We start from the raw sequence: 21,105 nt of genomic DNA on the forward strand, positions 1-21,105 counted from the left end.
CGGCCTGAGAGCCCGGCCTCTGCCGGGATGACATTCAAGGGACATCGTGCGGGAGGCGGATTTCAAGTCCGCTGTCTGAACCGCTAAACTTGAATTGGGCGCACCTTCGGGCGCGTCCAGCAACAGAGTGAGTGAAAATGGCCAAGAAGATTACGGGCTATATCAAGCTCCAGGTGCCCGCTGGAGCCGCCAACCCCTCGCCGCCGATCGGCCCTGCCCTGGGTCAGCGCGGCGTGAACATCATGGAATTCTGCAAGGCGTTCAACGCCTCGACGGACAAGATGGACAAGGGCACGCCCCTGCCGACCATCATTACCGTCTATGCGGACCGTTCGTTCAGCTTCGTCACGAAGATGCCGCCGGCCACCTATCTGATCAAGAAGGCGATCAACCTGAAGTCGGGCTCGAAGGAGCCGGGCAAGGCCGTCGCCGGCAAGATCACCCGCACCCAGCTCGCCGAGATCGCTCAGGTCAAGATGCCTGACCTCAACGCGAACGACATCGACGCTGCAACGAAGATCATCGAAGGCTCCGCTCGCGCGATGGGCCTCGACGTGGTGGAGGGCTAAGACCATGGCAAAGCTGACGAAGAAGGCGAAGGCCCTGGCCGCTGCCATTGACAAGGAAAAGCTGCACGGCGTCGATGAGGCGCTGGGCCTGATCAAGACCCATGCGACCGCCAAGTTCGACGAAAGCGTCGAGATCGCGATCAACCTGGGCGTGGACCCGCGTCACGCCGACCAGATGGTCCGTGGCGTCGTCACCCTGCCCGCCGGCACCGGCAAGGACGTGCGCGTCGCCGTGTTCGCCCGCAATGACAAGGCACAGGCCGCGCTCGACGCCGGCGCCGACGTCGTGGGCGCCGAAGACCTGCTCGAATCGATTCAGGCCGGCAACATCGACTTCCAGCGCGTCATCGCCACGCCCGACATGATGGGTCTGGTCGGTCGCCTGGGTAAGGTTCTGGGTCCCAAGGGCCTGATGCCGAACCCGAAGCTGGGCACCGTCACGCCGAACGTCGCTGAAGCCGTGAAGGCCGCCAAGGGTGGTCAGATCGAATTCCGCGTCGAAAAGGCCGGGATCATCCATGCGGGCCTCGGCAAGGCGAGCTTCGCCGCCGAAGATCTGCGCAAGAATTTCGACGCCTTCGTCGACGCGATCGTCAAGGCGAAGCCGTCGGGTTCGAAGGGCAAATATGTCCGCAAGATCGCCCTGTCCTCGTCGATGGGCCCGGGCGTGAAGGTCGATGTGGCGGAAGTCGCCTCGGTCTGATTTTCGCCGAATAAAAGATAAAGGGGCCGCCTTCCCCCCCTAGCGGGGGAAGGCGGCCTTCTTATTTTGGAAATATCCTCCCCTGAAAGGGGAGGTGGCAGCACGAAGTGCTGACGGAGGGGTGTCACACCCTCGACAGGGGGACACCCCTCCACCACCGCCTGCGGCGGCGGTCCCCCTCCCCCTGCGGGGGAGGATTTTGGAACCAGGGGCGCGACCGACCCCTGGGCTTCCGATCCGGAAGCATGAACGGTCTTTCGTATCCGTCGGGAATGGCGGGTCGCTTTTTACCGATGGAAAACAAGAATATGGCTTTTGAAACTCTCCCCGCCCTCCTGTCCCAGGCGCTCGTCGCCAAGGGCTATGAAGCACTGACTCCGGTCCAGAGCGAAGTCACGCAGAAGGAAGCGCATGGCCGCGACCTCCTGGTGTCGGCGCAGACTGGTTCCGGCAAGACCGTCGCCTTCGGCCTGGCCATGGCGGGCGAATTGCTGGGCGAAGCGGAGCGCCTGCCCGTTGCGGGCCTGCCGCTGGCGCTGGTGATCGCACCGACGCGCGAACTGGCGCTGCAGGTCAGCCGCGAGCTGGAATGGCTTTATGGCGCCGCGCGCGCCCGCATCGCCACCTGCGTGGGCGGGATGGACGCGGCCAAGGAGCGCCGCAACCTCAGCCATGGCGCGCATATCGTCGTCGGCACGCCCGGCCGCCTGCGCGACCATCTGGAACGCGGCGCGCTGGACCTGTCGGCCGTGCGCTCGGTGGTGCTGGACGAAGCGGACGAGATGCTCGACATGGGCTTTCGCGAGGATCTGGAAGCGATCCTGGACAGCGCGCCCGAAGATCGGCGCACGCTGCTCTTTTCCGCCACCATGCCCAAGCCCATCGTGGCGATGGCCAAGCGGTACCAGAAGGACGCGCTGCGCATTTCGACCATGTCGGAAGAGCGCGGCCATGGCGACATCAGCTACCAGGCGGTGACGGTCGCGCCGTCCGACATCGAAAATGCCGTGGTGAACCTGCTGCGTTATCATGAAGCGGAAACAGCCATCCTGTTCTGCGCCACGCGCGACAATGTCCGCCATCTGCATTCGAGCCTTACCGAGCGCGGCTTTGCGGCCGTGGCCTTGTCGGGCGAGCATAGCCAGAATGAGCGCAACCATGCGCTGCAGGCGCTGCGCGACAAGCGCGCCCGCGTCTGCGTCGCCACCGACGTCGCCGCGCGCGGCATCGACTTGCCCTCGCTCAGCCTAGTCGTGCACGTCGAACTGCCCCGTGACGCGGAAACGATGCAGCACCGCTCGGGCCGCACGGGGCGTGCCGGCAAGAAGGGCACCGCCGTCCTCATCGTCCCCTATCCCCGCCGCCGCCGCGTCGAATCGATGCTGCGTGGGGCGAAGATCCCGGTCGAATGGGGCACCCCGCCCAGCAAGGAAGCGATCCTGGAGCAGGACAATGCCCGGCTGCGCGCCACGCTGATGGAAAAGGCGGAACTGGACGAGGCCGACTGGGCGCTGGGCGCCGAGCTGCTGGCCGAAAAGTCTGCCAAAGAAATCGCCGCGATGCTGGTCAAGAGCGCCCGCGCCGCGCTCCCGGCGCCCGAGGAACTGCTGGACCGCAGCGAGGCGCCCGCCCGTAATGACGGGCCGCGTCCGGGCTTTGAGGACACGCAATGGTTCCGGATGGACATCGGCCGCCGGCAGAATGCCGATCCGCGCTGGATCCTGCCGCTGATCTGCCGCCGCGGCCATGTGTCGCGCCAGGATATCGGCGCGATCCGCATCGCCGCCAATGAAACCATGTTCGAAATTCCCAAGGCGATCGTCAGCCGCTTCACCTCCGCGCTCAAGCGCACGGGCGAAGCCAATGACGAAGGCGCGGATGTGGCGTTCGAAATGGTCGAAGGCGCGCCTCGTGATCAGGCGCGCGAGCACAAGCGCGCGGGGGGTCGTCCCAATGATCGCGGACCGCGCGGCAATGACCGGGGCCCTCGCCCCGGCGGCTATGCGCCTCGTCCTTTCAAGGGCGGGCGAAAGGGTCCGCCGCGCGGCCGCTAAGCCACGCGCAGACATGCCCCTTGGGGCAGGCAGGGATATTGAAGGGCCGTCGATCATTCCATCCGAATGACCGACGGCCCTTTGCTCATTCCCGTCCTGGGCGACCAGCTGACGCCTGACATCGCCGCCTTGCGCGCTGCGGACAAGAAGGACAGCATCGTCCTGATGATGGAGGTCACCGACGAGACGACCTATGTGAAGCATCACAAGGCCAAGATCGCCTTCATCCTGTCCGCCATGCGCCATCATGCGCAGCGGCTGCGCGACCTTGGCTGGACGGTCGACTATGTGAAGCTGGACGCGCCTGACAATAGCGGCAGCTTCACCGGCGAAGTCGCGCGTGCGGTGGAGCGGCACAGGTCGCGCGCCATCCATGTCACCGAAGCGGGCGAATGGCGCGTGCGCGCCATGCTGGAAAGCTGGGACACGCGCTTTGCCATAGCCGTCACCATCCATGAAGATGACCGCTTCCTTTGCTCCCATGCCGAATTCGACACATGGGCGGCCGCCCGCAAGCAGCTGCGCATGGAATATTTCTACCGCGACATGCGCCGCAAGACAGGGCTGCTGCTGGACGAGGATGGCGGACCCGAAGGTGGCCAATGGAATTTCGATGCGGACAATCGCAAGCCGGCGCCCGGCCGCGACCTGCTGATGCCGCAGCCGATCCGTTTCCGGCCCGACGCGATCACCCGCGACGTGCTCGACATGGTGGCGGAGCGCTTTTCCGACCATATCGGCAGCCTCGATCATTTCCACTTCGCCGCGATGCATGAGGAGGCGCTGCACCAGCAAAGGCAATTTCTCGACGAGGCCCTGCCTCGCTTCGGCGACTATCAGGACGCGATGCTGACCGACGAGCCCTTTCTGTGGCATTCGATCCTCTCGCCCTATCTCAACGCCGGGCTGCTCGATCCGCTGGCGCTCTGCCAGGAGGTCGACAGGCGCTATCGCGCCGGCAAGGTGCCGCTCAACTGCGCCGAAGGCTTCATTCGCCAGATCATCGGCTGGCGCGAATATATACGCGGCGTCTACTGGCACGAAGGGCCGGACTATGGCGCGCGCAACGCGCTGGAGGCGAAGCGCGACCTGCCGGGCTTCTACTGGACCGGCGAGACCGACATGCATTGCCTGGCCCAGGCGATCGGCCAGACCATCGACCATGGCTATGCGCATCATATCCAGCGGCTGATGATCACCGGCAACTTCGCCCTGATCGCCGGGATCGCGCCGCATCAGGTGCATATCTGGTATCTGGAAGTCTATGCCGACGCCTATGAGTGGGTGGAAATGCCCAACACGCTGGGCATGGCGCTGTTCGCCGATGGTGGCCTGCTCGGCAGCAAGCCCTATGCCGCGGGCGGTGCCTATATCAACCGCATGTCAGATTATTGCGAGCGATGCCGCTATGACGTGAAGAAGCGCGTCGGCGAGGATGCCTGCCCCTTCAACGCGCTCTACTGGGATTTCATCGCCCGCAACGAACGCCGGCTGGCGCGCAATCCGCGCATGGCCATGGCCTATCGCACCTGGGACAAGATGAAGCCGGCCGATCGCGAGGCGACGCGCATGCAGGCGGCAAATTTCCTCGACGATCTGGCGTGAAACCGGCGCCGCTTAGTTGACAGCAGCGAGTCATTCCACTAACGGGCCACATTCCCGCGCGGGTCGACAGGATTTCTCCTCGATGATCTGCGTAAAGCAGATTTGAACGAGAAGAGACAAGCCATGTTCGCTATCGTGCGCACGGGCGGCAAGCAGTATCGCGTCGCCGCCGGAGACAAGATCGTCGTTGAAAAGCTGGCTGGCGAAGCCGGCGACAAGGTCACGCTGGACGACGTCCTGCTGGCCGGCGAAAACGGCGACCTGAAGGACACCGCCAAGCTGACCGTCGCGGCCGAAATCATCGCGCAGGCCAAGGGCGAGAAGGTCATCGTCTTCAAGAAGCGCCGCCGCCACAATTATCGCCGCAAGAATGGCCACCGCCAGAATCACACGATCCTGAAGATCGTGTCGATCGGCGCCTGAGCCAACTGAGAATTCAAGGAGTTTAGGTCATGGCACATAAGAAAGCTGGCGGTTCGTCGCGCAACGGTCGCGATTCGGAGTCGAAGCGCCTTGGCGTGAAGAAGTTCGGCGGTCAGGACGTGATCGGCGGCAACATCATCATTCGCCAGCGCGGCACCCGCGTTTATCCGGGCCGCAATGTCGGCATGGGCAAGGATCACACCCTCTTCGCGCTCGGCGAAGGCAAGGTGGTATTCCACACCGGCAAGCTCGGCCGCAAATATGTGTCGGTCGACGCAATGGCCGAAGCCGCCGAATAACGGACGATCGATGACGGATCGTCCTTCGACAGGGGCGATCCTTCCGGTGTGCCGGCCTTTGGCCTGACCCGGAGTTCGAGGGAAAAAGGGCGCTCCTCCATAGCGAGGGAGCGCCCTTTTTCCGTTGGGCAAGAACCCCTCCAAAATTCCCTCAAGTCTCTGGAACTCAACGCCTTCTCGCGCGTCTTGCGGGCGGGGAATCATCCGGAGGAAACCGTCGTCAAGCCGTCATCATTGGCGGCTAACGGCGCGCACAAGAGGAGAGACGAGAATGTTCGCCCGCACCCCCCGGCTGCTGCTGCGTCCCGGCTGGACGGAAGACGCCCCGGCGCTGGCCGCCGCCATCAACGACCCCGCCGTTCTGCGCAACCTTGCGCATGTCCCCAGCCCCTATGGGATCAAGGACGCGCAGGCTTTCCTGGCGCTGCCCCACCACCCGCAGATGCCGCGGCTGCTGGCCTTCACGCGCACGCGCGGCGCACCGCGCCTCATCGGCGGCTGCGGCCTCCATCCCGACCAGAATGGGGCGCCCGAACTCGGCTACTGGATCGCGCGACCCTATTGGGGACTGGGCTTTGCGACCGAAGCCGCGCGCGCAGTCGTCAGCATGGCCCGTGCGAGCGGCGTGCGCAACATCCGCGCCGGCCATTTCGCCGACAATCCCGCGTCGGGCAATGTTCTGCGCAAGCTCGGCTTTCGCTTCACCGGCGAAACGCAGAAGCGGCACAGCCTGGGTCGCAATGCGCTGGTCGACTGCCTGATCTTCGAAGAAGGCGAAGGCGGCGGCATGAACGACGATCCGGCCATGGACCTCTATGGCGACGCCCTGCCCGTAGCGGCCTGACTCAGCCAAAGCAGGTCGTTGGCGGCTGACCGACGTTCACCCGTCATCCCCGCGCGAGCGGGGATCATCCTCCGCCGGATCATTGTGATAAGGCTCAGCTCCAGACAGCTTTGGGACGGTCGAAGACCCGCGTCGGCGTGCCCGCCAATTCTGTATCGACCAGCGCGGCAAAGCCCAGCTTCTCCGCCACCTTGATCGACGCTGCATTGTCAGGATGGATGATGCAGCGAAGCGACGGCGCCTCGACCTGCGCGTCGGCCCAGGTCAGCACTGCCGTCATCGCTTCGGACGCCACGCCTTTGCCCCAGGCCGCCGGCGTCAGGACCCAGCCCGCTTCGGGCACTCCATCCAGCTCGGGCAGGCCGCGCGCCGCGCTGAGCAGCCCCGCCTCCCCCAGGAAGGCCCCGCTGTCGCGATCCTCGATCGCCCACATGCCATAGCCCAGCATTGCCCACATGCCGGCATATCGCAGGAGCCGGAACCACACCGCCTGCGCATCCTGCGGCACCCCGCCAATATGCTGTACCACCTGCCCATCGGCCCAGAGCGATCGACAGGCGGCATAATCGTCCACATGGTGCGGGCGCAGGGTCAGGCGGGCGGTTTCGAGCGTCGGTGCAGAGATCATCGCGCGATTAAGAGCCGCCGCGGCCGGCCGGGTCAAGCCGCCGACGGCAATGGCGCATCCTGCCGGGCGGCCGCATAGGGCGTGTCAGCGCGCGCGATCAGGTCGCGATCATCCACTGCCCAGGGATGAAAGCCGGGCAGGAAATAGCCGAGCCAAGGCAGGGCCACCCGCCGCAATATACCCGGCCGCACCAGCGCATAGCGCAGCAACCCACCCCATGCGGCCACGCCAGTCACCCCATCCTGACGCAGCAATTCCATCATGCCCCGGGCGCGATGATGCAGGAAATGCTTCGTCACGATCAGCATCATCACCGACTTGACCCACCAGCGCCGGACGCGCGACCAATCGCGGGTGGCGTGAACCCAGGTGTCATGCGCCACTCCTTTATGCTCGATTTCCTCGATCGCATGCCAGCGCCAGAGCGCGGCGATGTCCGGATCGGCGCCATCCAGATGACGGGGATCGCGCAGCAGTTCGTGCGCCAGGATTGCCGTGAAATGCTCCAGCGCCATCGTGGCGGCCAGGCTCATGATCGGCGGCCTCTGCCTGGCGAGATCAAGCACCATTGTGACGTCGGCATCCAGCTGCGACACGTCATAGCCATGATCGGTCACCTGCCGGTTGAAGGCGAGATGCTCGCGGCTATGCACCACTTCCTGCCGGATGAACGCCGCAATCTCCCTCGCCAATTGGGCGGGCACGCCGTCGCGGAAGGCGCGCACGGACTCGATGAAGAAGGCTTCGCCGCGCGGAAAGGTGATCGACAGGGCGTTGAAGAAAGCCGTGGCGATCGGGTCGCCGTTCAGCCAATGTCGTTCCGCCCGGCGGTCCCGACCGAAGCGACGGTCGCGCGGGGTAATGGTGAGGTCGGTGGGAGTCATGCGGACACCTCCGTTGCTTACTGACATTGATGTAAATAAGAGCAACTGACACGCATGTCAATGAAACGCGCACGCCTCAGCCCGGACGAAAGCCGCCTTGCCGCCCTTGAAGCCGCGCGGGCCTTGCTGATCGAAGCGGGGCCCCAGGCCGTGACGCTCAAGGCCGTAGCCGGCCGCATCGAGCGCACTCACGCCAATCTCCTCCATCATTTCGGGTCGGCCGCCGGACTGCAGAAGGCGCTGGCCGCGCATCTGGCGGACAGCATCACCACCAGCATCGGTGAAGCGGTGGATGCGGCGCGGCGCGGCGAGGTGGGTCCACGCGCCATCGTCGACATGACATTCGATGCGTTCGACGCGCAGGGCGCGGGCGCGCTGGCGAGCTGGATGCTGGCGTCGGGCAATGAGGATGCGCTCGATCCCGTGGTTGACGCGATTCATCGCCTGGTCGATCGGCTCGCGGGCAGCGCGCTCAGCGCCGATATGGCTGAACTGATCCGCGAAAATACGCTGATGTTGATCCTGCTTGCCTTGGGCGATTCGCAACTGGGGGGAGCGATGGCATCCGCGATCGGCCTGCCCCGCGCAAAAGCGCGGGAAATCGCGACCCGCAGCCTCACCTTCGCCCTGATGCAGGAGGCCGCGACGATTGCCGCGCAGGCCAAGGTTTAACTTTCGCGCTAATAGCGTTATGGGCGCGCCATGCATTTCCTCGATCAAGCGAAAATCTACATCAAGTCCGGCTGGGGCGGTCCCGGCGCGGTCAGCTTCCGGCGCGAAAAATATGTCGAATATGGCGGTCCGGACGGGGGTAATGGCGGCAAGGGCGGAGACATCATCTTCGAAGCGGTGGCCGGCCTCAACACGCTGATCGATTTTCGCTACACCCAGCATTTCAAGGCGCAGCGCGGCCAGCCCGGCATGGGCAAGAACCGCTATGGCGCCGGCGGCGACGACCTGGTCATCAAGGTGCCGGTTGGCACGCAAATCCTCTCGGACCCCGTTCCCATCGAAGGAACCGAGGATGAGGACGACGGGTCGATGGAATATGAGCAGGAACTGCTCGCCGATTTCACGCAAGTCGGCCAGCGCATCGTGCTGTTGCGCGGGGGCGATGGCGGCCGCGGCAACCTGTCCTACAAGACCAGCACCAACCGCGCCCCGCGTCAGCACGGAACGGGCTGGCCGGGTCAGGAAATGTGGGTGTGGCTGCGCCTGAAGCTGCTGGCCGACGTCGGCCTGGTCGGCATGCCCAATGCCGGCAAATCGACCCTCATCAACCAGGTGACCAATACCAAGGCGAAGGTCGGCGCCTATGCCTTCACCACCACCAAGCCGCAATTGGGCGTCGTGCTGCACCGCGACCGCGAATTCGTGCTGGCGGACATCCCCGGCCTGATCGAAGGCGCGGCCGAGGGCGCAGGCATAGGCGACCGGTTCCTGGGCCATATCGAACGCTGCCGAGTGCTGCTCCACCTCATCGACGCGACCGGCGACGATCCGGTCGAAGCCTTCCGCATCGTCACCGACGAGCTGGCGGCTTATGGCGGCGGCCTTGATGAAAAGCCCCAGATCGTCGCGCTCAACAAGGGCGACCTGCTCGGCCAGGAGTTGATGGAGGACATTGCCGCGCAGCTTCGCGAGGAAGCGGGCGTGGAGGATGTGTTCATCATTTCGGGCGCGACCGGCGAAGGCGTCGGCGCGTTGCTGGACGCGGTGCTGCCGATGCTGGATGAACCGGTCGAGGGCGAGGAGGATGACGCGCCCGAGGCCGAAAAGCCATGGTCGCCGATCTGAAGCCCAGTGCCAGCCCTGCCGGTTCGCGCGAAGCGCGAAACCGTGACGCCACCCGCTTCCCGACGTCGCTCGATGCGAACGGAACCTCCCTGTCGTGACTCACCCGCTCTCCGGTTTTCCCCCTGCCCTTGTCCGCCGCCTTGTCGTCAAGGTGGGCTCCGCCCTGCTGGTCGACCCGGCGGGACAGGTGCGGGTGGACTGGCTGCGCACGCTGGTGGCGGATGTCGCCGCGCGCAAGGCGGCGGGACAACAGGTCATCATCGTCTCCTCGGGCGCGATCGCGCTCGGCGCGCGCCGCCTCAAGCTGCCCAAGGGCGGCCGCGGCAGCCTGGACGATGCACAAGCCGCCGCCGCCACGGGGCAGATCGCCTTGTCGCAATGCTGGGCCGGCCTGCTCGATCAGCAGGGCATCACCGCCGCGCAGATGCTGGTGACCCTCGACGATCTGGAAAACCGGCGTCGCTACCTCAACGCATCGGCAACGCTGGAGCGGCTGATGGCGCTCGACGTCGTGCCGGTGGTCAACGAGAATGACAGCGTCGCCACCGCGGAAATCCGCTTCGGCGACAATGATCGGTTGGCGGCGCGCATCGGACAGGCGGCACGGGCTGACGCGGTTGTCCTGCTTTCCGATGTCGACGGGCTTTACACCGCCAACCCGCACGTCGATGCCGACGCCATGCTGATTGAAACGATCGAGACGATCGACGCGCGGATCGCGGCGATGGCGGATGGCGGCTCTGCGTCGGGCATGGGCTCAGGCGGCATGGTGTCGAAGATCCAGGCGGCGCGCATCGCGACTGGCGCGGGCGCGCATCTCGCCATCATCTCGGGAAAGGTCGATGCGCCTCTTTCGCACTGGGCCAATGATGGCCGGGGCTCCATCTTCCTCGCCGCCGCACAAGCCAAGGGCGCGCGCAAGGGCTGGCTGGCGGGCCGCCTGACGACGCAGGGGCGGCTGACCGTCGATGCTGGGGCCGAACAGGCGTTGGCAAAGGGCAACAGCCTGCTGCCAGCCGGCGTTGCTCGCGTCGAAGGCACATTCGATCGCGGCGACGTGGTCGACATCGTCGCCCAGGATGGCCGCGTCATCGCGCGCGGCCTCATCGAATATGACAGCGGCGCCGCGACGAAGATCGCCGGCCGCCGCAGCGAGGACATCGCCGCCCTGCTGGGCGAGATGCCCCGATCCGTGCTGGTCCATCGCGACCATCTGGCGATGATCTGACCATGAGCCCTTTTCGGATTGCGATGACGGGTGCGACGGGATTCGTCGGCGCCGAAGCGCTGGAACAGGCGCTGGGCGAAGGCCTGCGCGTCAATGCGCTGACGCGCCGGGCGCAGCCGCCGCGCGCACGGCTGAAATGGGTGCCGGGGTCGCTCGAGGATGCGGCCGCGCTCGATACGCTGGTGCGCGACGCCGACGCGGTGGTGCATATCGCGGGCGTCGTCAACGCGCCGGGTCGCGCCGGGTTCGAAGCGGGCAACGCGCGCGGCACGGTTGCGGTCATCGACGCCATGCGCCGGCGTGGCATCCGCCGGCTGATCCATGTCTCCTCGCTCGCCGCGCGCGAGCCGCAATTGTCCGACTATGGCTGGTCGAAGAAACTGGCCGAACGCCATGTGAAGGCCAGCGGGCTCGACTGGACGATCGTGCGGCCGCCCGCCATCTACGGCCCCAATGACCGCGAGATGCTGGAGCTGTTCCGCATGGCCAAGCGCGGCATCATGATGCTGCCGCCGGGCGGACGCCTGTCCGTCATCCATGTCGGCGATCTAGCGCGGCTGCTGCTCGCGGCGGCGAAGGAAACGGAAAACAGCCTCACCCGCATCTATGAAGTCGATGACGGCACGCCCGACGGCTGGGACCATCGGGATTTCGGCGCGGCGATCGGCCGGGCGGTCGGGCGGCCGGTGCGAACGGTGGCGACGCCGCGCTGGGCGCTCGGCATGGCGGCGCGCGCGGATCGGCTGATCCGGCGCGGCAATGCCAGGCTGACCCCCGATCGCGTGGATTATTTCTGCCATCCCGACTGGGTGGTCACGCCAGCGATGCAGCCGCCCCGCCGCCTGTGGATGCCCCAGATCCCAACCGAGGACGGGCTGAAGGCCACGGTCGCCGCCTATCGGGAAAAGGGCTGGCTCTGATCTTGGGTTAGCAGGCCGCGGAACCACGATGGCGGGTCGGCGCTTTGTCCCGCATGACCGAACGCATGCCCCCGTCCGAACAGCCCAGCGCCCGCCGCCTGCAACGCGCGGGATGCTGGATCGTCGCCCTCATTTTGGCGATCGTGATCGTCATCTTCCTGGCCCGCAACATCTGGCATGGCGAGGAACTGCACGAGGATCAGGTGACCGGCGACAACAATGTCACTCAGCATACCGAACAAAGCTACGACTGATCCTCAGCGATCCTCAGGCGCGGCGGGCTTATCACGCTGCTCGGCCAGAAATTCGCTGATCGCCTGTCCGCTGGCGTTGAGCAACGGATAGGTGCGGGCGTCGCTAAGCCAGTCCGGCCGCCGCGCCCCGCTGCCGTAGAAGGTGTCATAGACCAGGCTGAAGCCGAGGAAGACCAGCGTCGCGCCGATGAGGCCCTTCACCGCGCCGAAGCCCGCCCCCAGAACGCGATCGACTGGGCCAAGCACCGACTGCCGCGTGCGCCGGCCGATCGCATGGGCGAGCATCTTGCCCGCGCCGAACGTCACGCCAAAGACCAGGATCAGCGCCAGCACCGCCGCGCCGCTGGGCGATCCGACAAAGGCGCTCAGCAACTCGGCGGCGGACGCATGGAACAGGCGAATGGCGAAGATCGCCAGCACCCAGGCGATCAGCGACAGCGTCTCCAACACGAAGCCGCGCAGCAGGCCCAGCACGGCACACCCGCCGATCGCGAGCAGGACGAGAATGTCGATGGCGTTCATCGCCTGCGTGGCTATCCGCGTCCCAGCATCTGGTCAACCAGCTGCGCAAGCGTGCGGAATCCGCTCACCGCTATGCCCTTCACCCCATCGGCCGCGGCGGCGGGTATGAAGGCCCGGTTGAAGCCCAGCTTCGCCGACTCCCGCAGCCGCAGCGGCGCATGGGCGACGGGACGTATCTCGCTCGACAGCGCAACCTCGCCGAACAGGACGACATCGGCGGGCACCGGGCGCTCCGACAGGGCGGAGATCAACGCTGCCGCCACCGCCAGATCGGCGGCCGGATCGGACAGGCGATAGCCGCCCGCGACGTTCAGATAGACTTCGGCGGTAGAAAAGCTGAGGCCGCATCGCGCTTCCAGCACCGCCAGGATCATCGCCAGTCGACCGCTGTCCCAGCCCACGACCGCCCGGCGCGGCGTCGCGCCGCTCGACAGCCGCACCACCAGCGCCTGTATCTCGACCAGCACGGGGCGCGTCCCCTCCAGCGCGGGAAAGACCGTCGCCCCCGTCACCGTCTCGTCCCGATGGGTCAGGAACAGCGCGGAAGGATTGGCGACTTCCTCCAGCCCCTCCGCCACCATGGCAAACACGCCGATTTCGTCCGTGCCGCCGAAGCGGTTCTTGATCGCGCGCAGGATGCGATATTGATGGCTGCGCTCCCCTTCGAAAGCGAGCACGGTGTCGACCATATGTTCCAGCACGCGCGGCCCGGCGATGCTGCCATCCTTGGTCACATGGCCGACCATGATGATGGCCGTGCCGCGCTGCTTGGCGAATTTGATCAATTCCTGCGCCGACGCCCGCACCTGGCTGACGGTGCCGGGCGCGCCTTCGATCAGGTCGCTGTGCATCGTCTGGATCGAATCGATGACGAGCAGCGCCGGCGGCGGGCCATCCCCCAGCGTCGTCAAAATGTCGCGCACCGATGTCGCGCTGGCCAGTTGCACCGGCGCGCCGCCAAGGCCCAGCCGCTGGGCGCGCAACCGCACCTGGTCGGCCGCCTCTTCGCCGCTGATATAGGCGACCGACAGGCCGCGCACGGCGATGCGCGCGGCGGCCTGCAGCAGCAATGTCGATTTGCCAATACCCGGATCACCGCCGATGAGCGTGGCGGAACCCGACACGATGCCCCCGCCCAGCGCCCGGTCGAACTCGGCGATGCCCGTGCTGGTGCGCGGCGGCAGCGCAACTTCGCTATCCAGCGCGACGAGCGAGATCGCGCGCCCGCCGCTCTGCAAGTCATGACGTGCCGAAAAGACGGTCTCGCCCACCTCCTCGACGATGCTGTTCCACTCGCCGCAATCCTCGCACTGGCCCTGCCACCGGCTGGTGACGGTGCCGCATTGCTGACAGACGAACTTGCGCTTTGCCTTGGCCATGACCTGTCATGGCGAATGGATCGGAACAATTCAAGAACGAAGCACCGCGCGCTGGAAACATCATGGCCGCTCGGGCATTGATACGGCATGAAAACGATCCGTGTCGCGAGCTACAATATCCACAAGGCCATAGGCACGGATCGACGACGGGCCCCTGAACGCGTGCTGGACGTGTTGAGGGAAATCGATGCCGACATCATAGCCCTGCAAGAAGCCGATCGCCGCTTCGGGGTGCGATCCGCCGCCATTCCGCCGCTGCTGCTGGATAATCTCAGCTGCTACAAGTCCGTGCCGATCAACGTGCAGGTCGACTCGATGGGCTGGCACGGCAACGCCATATTGGTCCGCAAGGAGGCTCAGATCGGCGCCCATGACGTGCTCCATCTTCCCTATCTGGAGCCGCGCGGCGCGACCATGGCGGAAGTCACGGTCAACCAGGCGACCGTGCGCGTATTCGGCATGCATCTCGACCTGTCGGGCCTGTGGCGACGTCGGCAGGCTGCGGCGGTCATCCATGCCGCCGCTCAGGGCGAAGCCATGCCGACCATCCTCATGGGCGATCTGAACGAATGGAGCGCGGGACGTGGCTGCCTCGCCGACTTCGCCCGCCATTATAGTTTTGCGCCATGCGGCCGCAGCTTCCATGCCCGCCGCCCTGTCGCCCGGCTCGACCGGATCATGCATTGCGGCAAGCTGACGCTCAGGGACAGCGGTGTCCATGACAGCGCCGCCGCTCGCAAGGCGTCCGACCATCTGCCCATATGGGCGGAGTTCGCGCTTGGCTGACGCGGCTATTCGCCTGGCTGCCGTGCCGATGCCCTCGACAAGACCGCCGGCCTCTGCGACCTTCCCCTCATGAAGGAGCGGGAATTACGGCTCGCGCTGGTCTGCTATGGCGGTATCAGCCTGGCCATCTACATGCATGGCATCACCAAGGAAGTGTGGCGGCTGGCCCGCGCCAGCCGCGCCTATCATGACAATGCGGAGCCGGGCGGCGGCAGCGAGGCGGTGTATCGCGCGCTGCTCGGCGCGATCGAGGCGCAGAGCGGGATCCGCCTGCGCATCATGCCCGACATCATCGCCGGCGCCAGCGCGGGCGGCATTAACGGCATCTTCCTTGCCCAGGCGATCGAAACCGGCCAGTCGCTGGAGCCGCTGACCGACCTGTGGCTCGACAATGCCGATGTCGACCGCCTGCTCGACCCGGACGCCCGGCCCGCCCGCGCACTCACCAAATTCTGGGCGACGCCGCTGGTGTGGATGGCCGCGCGCCATCCCGGCGACGCGGTCGAACGCACAGTCGCTCCCGCCACGCGTGAGGAGGTGCGGATGAAATTGTCGCGCTTCATCCGTTCGCGCTGGTTCGAGCCGCCCTTTGGCGGGGAGATCTTCACCACCATGCTGCTCGACGCGTTCGACGCCATGGCCGCGGCCGATCGCGGCCCCCCGCTGCTGCCCGAAGGCCATCCGCTCGACCTGTTCGTCACCGTCACCGATTTCGAAGGCCATCCGCAAAGCCTCAACCTCAACAGCCCGCCCCAGGTCATCGAAACCGAACATCGGCTCTCGATCGGCTTTCGCGCGCGTGGGCGGGGGGGAAGGCTGTTCGCCGACCCGGCGGAACTGGTGTTCGCTGCCCGCGCCACGGCCAGCTTTCCCGGCGCCTTCCCGCCCTTCACGGTGCGGGAACTGGACCGGGTCCTCAAAAGCAGGCACCGCAGCTGGCCTACCCGCGACTTATTCCTCGCTCGCGCGCTGCCGCGCCACGCAGCGCGAGGCACGGCCGAGGACGCGGTGCTGATCGACGGATCGGTGCTGGCCAATGCCCCGTTCGCGCAAGCGATCGGCGCGTTGCGCAACCGACCTTCGCGGCGGGAAGTCGACCGGCGCTTCGTCTATATCGATCCCAAGCCGGGCCATCGCTCCATCCGCCTCAACAAGGAAGGACAGCAGGAAGAGACGCCGACCGGCGCCGGCGCACCGTTGCCGGGATTTTTCCGCACCATCTTCGGCGCGCTGTCCGACATTCCGCGCGAACAGCCGATCCGCGACAATCTGGACGTCATAGACCGCCATTCGGCGCGGATCCGGCGGATGCGGCGCATCTTCGACGCGCTGCGGCCGGGGATCGACGCAGAGGTGGAAGCCGCGATCGGCCGCATGCTCTTCCTCGACCGGCCCACGCCTGCGCGCCTGTCCGCGTGGCGCGCCAAGGCGCAGCAGCGCGCGGCCAGCGCGGCCGGCTTCGCCTATCCGGCCTATGGCCATCTCAAACTGTCGGGCATCGTCGAATCGCTCTGCACCCTGCTCTTCCGCCTCAGCGGCGAGGACAGCGCGATGATGCGCGAAGCCTATCGCCAGGCGATCTGGTCGGCGGTGCGCAGCGCGGGCGCCGACCAGCTGGGCGACAATGGCGGGTCGGGCACGGAACCGGTCGCCTTCTTCCGCGCGCATGATCTTTCCTTCCGCATCCGCCGCCTGCGGTTCCTGGCGCGCCGGCTGGCGGAAACGCTGGAAATGGAGGCGGAGGCCGACGACCCGGCGGTGCTCGCCATGCACGACGCCATCTATGGTGCGCTCACCCTCTATGCCGAGTGCGAGGAGAGCGAGATGTATGGAGATGCCGTCATCGCCGCGGCCAAGGCGGTGCCGACTGACGCCGCCGCGGCGCTGGAGGCGGTGGCGCGGGCGCGGGGCCTCAAGGCGCGCGACGATGCCGCCGACCTGATGCTGGCGGAGGCGTTTGCGGGCCTTCCCAAGGTCGGTCGGCGAACGATGCTGCTCGCCTATCTGGGCTTTCCCTTCACCGACATCGCCACCTTACCGTTGCTTCAGGGTGACACTCTCGACGAATATGATCCGGTCAAGGTCGACAGGATTTCGCCCGAAGATTGCGGCGCGATCCGGACAGGCGGCGGCCAGGCGACGCTGAAAGGGATAGAATTCAACAACTTCGGGGCCTTCTTCAGCCGCGTGTATCGCGAAAATGATTATCTGTGGGGACGGCTGCACGGCATCGAGCGGCTTCTGGACATCGTGAATTCGAGTGTCCCTGCGGCAAGCCGCCTTTCGCCCGACATGCTGGCCGACTATAGGCGGGCCGCGTTTCTGGCGATCCTCGACGAGGAAGAGTCGCGCTTGCCGCATGTTGCGGACCTGATCGCCAGCTTGCGGGAGGAAATCGGGTGAGCAGGCGAGTTGTGCTGGTTCCGATGGTCATGATGCTGGCGCTGATCGCCGGCTGCCGCGCGTCGGATGACAGCGCGCAGGCGGACAATGCCGCGCCCGCCGCCGCCCAGACCGCTGCCATTCAGCCTGCCGCTGCCGTCGCCATGCGCCGGCCCCCCGCTCCCGTCCCTTCGCCCGCGCCTGCGTCCACGCCGACGGAGCCCGGCGCGACACTCCCCGCCAGTCCCGTCGTCACCGTGCGCGCGCAGCCCGCGCCCTATTTCCCGCTCGACCTGCCGCCCTCCGACGTTGCGGCCAGCGCCGCACCTTTCCCGCGGGAAGTCACTGAATTCATGGTCGCGCGCGATGGCTGCGACCATTTCCGGGGAGAAAAGCCCCATGATGCGGAGCGACGCGCCTTCATTCAGGAAAATATCGTTGAACTCTGCCATGGCACCGATGCCCGGCTGGCGATGCTGCGCCGGCGCTATGGCGATGATCCGTCGGTCATGGCGGCGCTCAAAAGCTATGACGATCGCATCGAGACGCAGCTGAGCTATCGCTGACCTAGGCGATCAGCGCGTCGATCGCGCGCGCCAGGTCCACGTCCCGTTGCGACACGCCCCCCGCGTCATGCGTCGTCAGCACGATGTCGACGCGATTATAGACGTTCGACCATTCGGGATGATGGTCCGCCTTCTCCGCCAGGATGGCGACCCGCGTCATGAAGCCGAAGGCGGCATTGAAATCGGCGAAGGTGAAGCGGCGGGACAAACCATCCGGTTCGGCGATCGCGGTCCATTCGGGCAGTTCGGCGCGCGCCTTGGCACGCTCCTCATCGTTCAGCCTCGCGATCATGTCCCTATCCTCCGGCAGCGCTTTGCGCTTATGTGGCAGCCATGTCGCAGACCCGTCAACCGCCCCGCTTCGCCCCCACCGCGCAGGAGATCGAAACGCTCGCGCTGGAGGCGCTGGGTCGCCTGCCCGATCCCTTCCGCGACCATCTCGCCCATGTCGTGCTGTTCGTCGAGGAATTCGCCGATGCCGACACGCTGCGGGAAATGGAGATAGACGATCCCTTTGGGCTTACCGGCCTCTATAGCGGCCGCCCGGTAGGCCAGGAAGCGCAGACCGGCGACACGCCGCCCACCGTCCACCTGTTCCGCCGCCCCCTGCTCGACGAATGGGTTGAAACCGGCGTCCCGCTCGACGCGCTCATCACCCATGTCGTGGTGCATGAGATTGGCCATCATTTCGGTCTCTCCGACATCGACATGCATGTGCTGGAGGACATGGTCGCTCCATGAACGGCGCGGCCTTGCGACTCGAGGGCGTCGCTTGCCTGCGAGGCGGCCGGATGCTGTTCCGCGGCGTCGACCTGTCGCTGGAACCGGGCGGCGGCGCGCTGTTGACCGGCCCCAACGGCGTGGGCAAATCCAGCTTGCTGCTCATCTGCGCCGGTTTGCTCCCCGCCTTCGCCGGCAGGGTCGAGCGGCGCGGCGGCGTGGCGCTTTGCGACGAGAGGCTGGCGCTGGACAGCAACTGGTCGCTCCGCAAGGCCCTCGTCTTCTGGGCCGAGCTCGATGGCGCTACTTCGGCACAGCTGGACGCCGCCATCGACGCGATGGCGCTGGGGCGGCTGTCGTCGGTGCCGGTGCGGATGCTGTCGACCGGCCAGCGCAAACGGGCGATGCTGGCACGCCTCATCGCCAGCGGCGCTGCGATCTGGCTGCTGGACGAGCCCGGCAATGGCCTCGACGCCGCTTCGCTCGATCTGCTCGGCCATGCCGTGACTCGGCATCTGGCGGCGGGCGGCATCGTCGTCGCCGCCTCGCACCAGCCGCTCCCCGTCGACGCGCCCGTGACGATCGCCCTGGACGAATATCGGGCTGACGATCCGGTGGAGCCGGCATGACGCTGCTCTGGCTGCTCATCCGCCGCGACCTGCGCCAGGCCTGGGCATCGGCTGGCCTGTGGCTGCCGGTCGCCTTCCTGCTGCTGGTCGCCAGCCTCTATCCCTTCGCGGTCGGGCCGGACGCGGCGCTGCTGGCCCGGACGGGCGGCGGCATGATCTGGATCGCCGCGCTGCTCGCCAGCCTGCTGCCGGTCGATCGCCTCATCGCGCCGGATGCGCAGAACGGCGTGCTCGACCAGATCACCGTGCGCGGAATCGGTGAGGAGATGGTGGTGCTGGCCCGGCTGATCGCACACTGGATCGGTTTCGGCCCACCGCTGATGGTGGCCACCCTTCCCGCGGCCGCGCTGCTGAAGCTGAGCGGCGCGACGATCCTGCGGCTGGAGATCGGGCTGCTCTTCGGCACGCCCGCGCTTGCCGCGCTCGGCCTGCTGGTCGCCACATTGACGGCGGGCCTGCGCTCCAGCGGTGCGCTGGCGGGATTGCTGGCGCTGCCGCTGGCGGTGCCGCTGCTGATCTTCGGCGCGGGAACCTTGGGCGACGGCAGCGGCGCGGCGCTCAAATTCCTGGCCGCGTCCTCGCTGCTGCTGGTCGCCATCACCCCCTTCGCTGGCGGCGCCGCGATCCGCGCAGGCCGCGAATAGCCGCACCTGGGCCGCCAAACCGCCCCTACACCCCGGTCAACATTATCCTCATTGACCTTCGCGCGTCGCAGGCATAGCAGGGCCGCGCTTTTCCAAAGGACAAGAGTGCTCGAACAATGACCTATGTCGTGACCGACAACTGCATCCGCTGCAAATTCATGGATTGCGTCGAGGTCTGCCCCGTGGACTGTTTCTACGAGGGTGAGAACATGCTGGTCATCAACCCCAATGAGTGCATCGATTGCGGCGTGTGTGAGCCCGAATGCCCCGCCGAGGCGATCCTGCCCGATACCGAGAACGGCCTGGAGAAGTGGCTGGAGCTCAACACCAAATATTCCGCCGAATGGCCCAACATCACCGTCAAGGGCGACGCGCCCGCCGACGCCGACGCGATGAACGGCGTGGAGAACAAGCTGGAGCAGTTCTTCTCGCCCGAGCCCGGCAAGGGCGACTGAGCCCCCCATCGCCGCGATAGCGTGTCAGATCGTGTCGCACCCCCAGCCATTGTGTCTGGGGGTGGTAATTTTGTTACGAATCTGCTAAAACCGCCCATAACGGTCGGATTACCCTAGATGCGGCCCTGGAGAATGAACTTCATGTCTTGACGGGTCGCGCCGTGCACATTCTGGCATCTCGCTTTGCCTCGCTGCTCCGCGACGGCCCGCCTCCCGTAGGAATTGGAAAGGTATCAAATGGCTGCCAAGGCGCTGTCCTTTGACGTTGGTGATTATGTCGTTTACCCCAAGCATGGCGTCGGTCGTGTGATCGAGCTCCAGAAGGAGCAGATCGCCGGCATGGAGCTGGAACTCTATGTTCTGCGCTTCGAAAAAGAGCGCATGACCCTTCGCGTGCCGACCAACAAGGCCGAAGGCGTGGGAATGCGCAAGCTTTCCTCCAACAAGACGCTGGAGGAAGCCATGGAGACCCTGAAGGGCAAGCCCAAGGTGAAGCGCACCATGTGGTCGCGCCGCGCGCAGGAATATGAAGCGAAGATCAATTCGGGCGATCTCGTCTCGATCGCCGAAGTGACCCGCGACCTGTTCCGCGCCGACGACCAGCCGGAGCAGAGCTATTCGGAGCGGCAGATTTTCGAGGCCGCGTCCAGCCGCCTCGCCCGCGAACTGGCGGCGATGGAAGAAACGGACGAGCCCAGCGCGCTGCAGAAGATCCTGCGCATCCTGAACGAGGCCGCGCCGAAATATGCGAAGGTCGAAGGCTAAGCTTGCTTCGATAATCGCGTGAAAAGGGGCGCTCCGACATGCCGTCGGG

The 21,105-nt window shown here is 66.1% G+C and carries 25 protein-coding genes; 20 read left to right on the plus strand and 5 right to left on the minus strand.

Features of this window, described 5'->3' with window-relative positions; all coding sequences use genetic code 11:
- Window positions 1-137 precede the first annotated feature (137 nt).
- The 7 genes from rplK to ACGGKE_RS07480 all read left to right on the plus strand — a co-directional run bounded on the left by rplK (window position 138) and on the right by ACGGKE_RS07480 (window position 6,497).
- Window positions 138-569: a 50S ribosomal protein L11 gene (gene rplK, locus ACGGKE_RS07450; RefSeq protein ID WP_394441605.1), complete on the plus strand. Its 432-nt coding sequence runs from the start codon at window positions 138-140 to the stop codon at window positions 567-569.
- A 4-nt stretch (window positions 570-573) separates the two neighbouring features.
- The gene (rplA, locus tag ACGGKE_RS07455; protein ID WP_394441608.1) at window positions 574-1,272 is read left to right on the plus strand and encodes a 50S ribosomal protein L1; all 699 of its coding nucleotides are present in this window, start codon (window positions 574-576) and stop codon (window positions 1,270-1,272) included.
- A gap of 308 nt (window positions 1,273-1,580) precedes the next feature.
- A complete protein-coding gene (locus tag ACGGKE_RS07460; protein WP_394441611.1) occupies window positions 1,581-3,326 on the plus strand; it encodes a DEAD/DEAH box helicase in 1,746 nt (581 codons plus the stop codon).
- A 66-nt stretch (window positions 3,327-3,392) separates the two neighbouring features.
- Window positions 3,393-4,931, plus strand: coding sequence for a cryptochrome/photolyase family protein (locus ACGGKE_RS07465; RefSeq protein WP_394441614.1), 1,539 nt, complete (start codon window positions 3,393-3,395; stop codon window positions 4,929-4,931).
- 123 nt (window positions 4,932-5,054) lie between these two features.
- A complete protein-coding gene (rplU, locus tag ACGGKE_RS07470) occupies window positions 5,055-5,354 on the plus strand; it encodes a 50S ribosomal protein L21 (RefSeq protein ID WP_228165646.1) in 300 nt (99 codons plus the stop codon).
- Window positions 5,355-5,383: 29 nt separating this feature from the next.
- The gene (rpmA, locus tag ACGGKE_RS07475; protein WP_009822431.1) at window positions 5,384-5,653 is read left to right on the plus strand and encodes a 50S ribosomal protein L27; all 270 of its coding nucleotides are present in this window, start codon (window positions 5,384-5,386) and stop codon (window positions 5,651-5,653) included.
- Window positions 5,654-5,924: 271 nt separating this feature from the next.
- Complete coding sequence (locus tag ACGGKE_RS07480; RefSeq protein ID WP_394441618.1) at window positions 5,925-6,497, plus strand: GNAT family N-acetyltransferase; 573 nt, start codon at window positions 5,925-5,927, stop codon at window positions 6,495-6,497.
- A 94-nt stretch (window positions 6,498-6,591) separates the two neighbouring features.
- Here ACGGKE_RS07480 and ACGGKE_RS07485 read toward each other — a convergent pair whose 3' ends face one another.
- On the minus strand, window positions 6,592-7,125 hold the full coding sequence (locus tag ACGGKE_RS07485) for a GNAT family N-acetyltransferase (protein ID WP_394441621.1): 534 nt from the start codon (window positions 7,123-7,125) through the stop codon (window positions 6,592-6,594).
- Window positions 7,126-7,157: 32 nt separating this feature from the next.
- The gene (locus tag ACGGKE_RS07490) at window positions 7,158-8,009 is read right to left on the minus strand and encodes a metal-dependent hydrolase (RefSeq protein ID WP_394441624.1); all 852 of its coding nucleotides are present in this window, start codon (window positions 8,007-8,009) and stop codon (window positions 7,158-7,160) included.
- A 54-nt stretch (window positions 8,010-8,063) separates the two neighbouring features.
- On the opposite strand from ACGGKE_RS07490, the gene ACGGKE_RS07495 reads away from it, so the two are divergent.
- From ACGGKE_RS07495 to ACGGKE_RS07515, 5 genes are all read left to right on the plus strand, one after another.
- Entirely contained in the window at window positions 8,064-8,681 is a 618-nt protein-coding gene (locus ACGGKE_RS07495) for a TetR family transcriptional regulator (protein ID WP_394441627.1), read from the plus strand.
- A 30-nt stretch (window positions 8,682-8,711) separates the two neighbouring features.
- Window positions 8,712-9,806 (plus strand): GTPase ObgE, encoded by a 1,095-nt coding sequence (gene obgE / locus ACGGKE_RS07500; protein ID WP_394441630.1) that lies wholly within the window; start codon window positions 8,712-8,714, stop codon window positions 9,804-9,806.
- A 94-nt stretch (window positions 9,807-9,900) separates the two neighbouring features.
- On the plus strand, window positions 9,901-11,034 hold the full coding sequence (proB, locus tag ACGGKE_RS07505; protein WP_394441633.1) for a glutamate 5-kinase: 1,134 nt from the start codon (window positions 9,901-9,903) through the stop codon (window positions 11,032-11,034).
- Between the two features lie 23 nt (window positions 11,035-11,057).
- Window positions 11,058-11,954, plus strand: a complete 897-nt coding sequence (locus ACGGKE_RS07510; protein ID WP_394441808.1) for an NAD-dependent epimerase/dehydratase family protein — start codon at window positions 11,058-11,060, stop codon at window positions 11,952-11,954.
- Window positions 11,955-12,007: 53 nt separating this feature from the next.
- A complete protein-coding gene (locus ACGGKE_RS07515; protein ID WP_394441636.1) occupies window positions 12,008-12,208 on the plus strand; it encodes a hypothetical protein in 201 nt (66 codons plus the stop codon).
- A gap of 3 nt (window positions 12,209-12,211) precedes the next feature.
- Here the strand turns inward: ACGGKE_RS07515 and ACGGKE_RS07520 are convergent, their stop codons facing one another.
- Window positions 12,212-12,730 carry a CvpA family protein gene (locus ACGGKE_RS07520; RefSeq protein WP_394441639.1) on the minus strand — a complete coding sequence of 173 codons (519 nt, stop codon included), beginning with the start codon at window positions 12,728-12,730 and terminating at the stop codon, window positions 12,212-12,214.
- A gap of 11 nt (window positions 12,731-12,741) precedes the next feature.
- Window positions 12,742-14,109: a DNA repair protein RadA gene (gene radA / locus ACGGKE_RS07525; protein WP_394441642.1), complete on the minus strand. Its 1,368-nt coding sequence runs from the start codon at window positions 14,107-14,109 to the stop codon at window positions 12,742-12,744.
- Between the two features lie 87 nt (window positions 14,110-14,196).
- On the opposite strand from radA, the gene ACGGKE_RS07530 reads away from it, so the two are divergent.
- From ACGGKE_RS07530 to ACGGKE_RS07540, 3 genes are all read left to right on the plus strand, one after another.
- Window positions 14,197-14,895, plus strand: a complete 699-nt coding sequence (locus ACGGKE_RS07530; protein ID WP_394436620.1) for an endonuclease/exonuclease/phosphatase family protein — start codon at window positions 14,197-14,199, stop codon at window positions 14,893-14,895.
- 69 nt (window positions 14,896-14,964) lie between these two features.
- The gene (locus ACGGKE_RS07535) at window positions 14,965-17,298 is read left to right on the plus strand and encodes a patatin-like protein (RefSeq protein WP_394436623.1); all 2,334 of its coding nucleotides are present in this window, start codon (window positions 14,965-14,967) and stop codon (window positions 17,296-17,298) included.
- 29 nt (window positions 17,299-17,327) lie between these two features.
- Window positions 17,328-17,843: a hypothetical protein gene (locus ACGGKE_RS07540; protein WP_394441811.1), complete on the plus strand. Its 516-nt coding sequence runs from the start codon at window positions 17,328-17,330 to the stop codon at window positions 17,841-17,843.
- A gap of 1 nt (window position 17,844) precedes the next feature.
- Here the strand turns inward: ACGGKE_RS07540 and ACGGKE_RS07545 are convergent, their stop codons facing one another.
- Entirely contained in the window at window positions 17,845-18,135 is a 291-nt protein-coding gene (locus ACGGKE_RS07545) for a 4a-hydroxytetrahydrobiopterin dehydratase (RefSeq protein WP_394436626.1), read from the minus strand.
- A 41-nt stretch (window positions 18,136-18,176) separates the two neighbouring features.
- Between ACGGKE_RS07545 and ACGGKE_RS07550 the strand changes: the two genes are divergently transcribed.
- The 5 genes from ACGGKE_RS07550 to ACGGKE_RS07570 all read left to right on the plus strand — a co-directional run bounded on the left by ACGGKE_RS07550 (window position 18,177) and on the right by ACGGKE_RS07570 (window position 21,056).
- The gene (locus ACGGKE_RS07550; protein WP_394436629.1) at window positions 18,177-18,584 is read left to right on the plus strand and encodes a metallopeptidase family protein; all 408 of its coding nucleotides are present in this window, start codon (window positions 18,177-18,179) and stop codon (window positions 18,582-18,584) included.
- The gene (gene ccmA / locus ACGGKE_RS07555) at window positions 18,581-19,192 is read left to right on the plus strand and encodes a heme ABC exporter ATP-binding protein CcmA (protein WP_394436631.1); all 612 of its coding nucleotides are present in this window, start codon (window positions 18,581-18,583) and stop codon (window positions 19,190-19,192) included. Before ACGGKE_RS07550 ends, ccmA begins: the two co-directional genes overlap by 4 nt.
- A complete protein-coding gene (locus tag ACGGKE_RS07560) occupies window positions 19,189-19,836 on the plus strand; it encodes a heme exporter protein CcmB (RefSeq protein WP_394436633.1) in 648 nt (215 codons plus the stop codon). Before ccmA ends, ACGGKE_RS07560 begins: the two co-directional genes overlap by 4 nt.
- Before the next feature lie 116 nt (window positions 19,837-19,952).
- Window positions 19,953-20,291 (plus strand): ferredoxin FdxA, encoded by a 339-nt coding sequence (fdxA, locus tag ACGGKE_RS07565; RefSeq protein WP_228165631.1) that lies wholly within the window; start codon window positions 19,953-19,955, stop codon window positions 20,289-20,291.
- A 237-nt stretch (window positions 20,292-20,528) separates the two neighbouring features.
- A complete protein-coding gene (locus ACGGKE_RS07570) occupies window positions 20,529-21,056 on the plus strand; it encodes a CarD family transcriptional regulator (protein ID WP_009822450.1) in 528 nt (175 codons plus the stop codon).
- Window positions 21,057-21,105: the final 49 nt, after the last annotated feature.

Origin of the sequence: Sphingobium naphthae (genome assembly GCF_043589935.1) — a bacterium.
GTDB classification, from domain to species: domain Bacteria; phylum Pseudomonadota; class Alphaproteobacteria; order Sphingomonadales; family Sphingomonadaceae; genus Sphingobium; species Sphingobium naphthae_A.